General features: G+C 46.1%; 1 protein-coding gene. It reads right to left on the minus strand.

Going from position 1 to position 241, the window contains the following annotated elements; all coding sequences use genetic code 11:
* Positions 1-241: co-chaperone DjlA (locus AAEY72_RS16110; protein ID WP_352311682.1), on the minus strand; the 241-nt coding region annotated here is incomplete at both ends.

The following is a 241-nucleotide window of genomic DNA, read 5'->3' on the forward strand; positions in this document are numbered from 1 at the left end:
GTCCTTGAGTGGCTTGTCGAAACAGTTCTAGCTGCTTTAGCAAATCAAAATCAGCTTGGCGGCCTTGACGAAAAGCCGTTTGCGCATCGATACGTGACTGACCAGACAACTTCATTTGATCCATTAACATGGTCGCTATACGAATATCGGTTTCAGTCACTCGCCCTGACGCTTTAGCAACATGGCCCATTACGGCAAATGTTGAATTAAAAAACATCGCCTGACGTTCACTGCCTTTACG

This window comes from Psychrobacter sp. W2-37-MNA-CIBAN-0211 (assembly GCF_040309405.1).
Lineage (GTDB): Bacteria > Pseudomonadota > Gammaproteobacteria > Pseudomonadales > Moraxellaceae > Psychrobacter > Psychrobacter glaciei.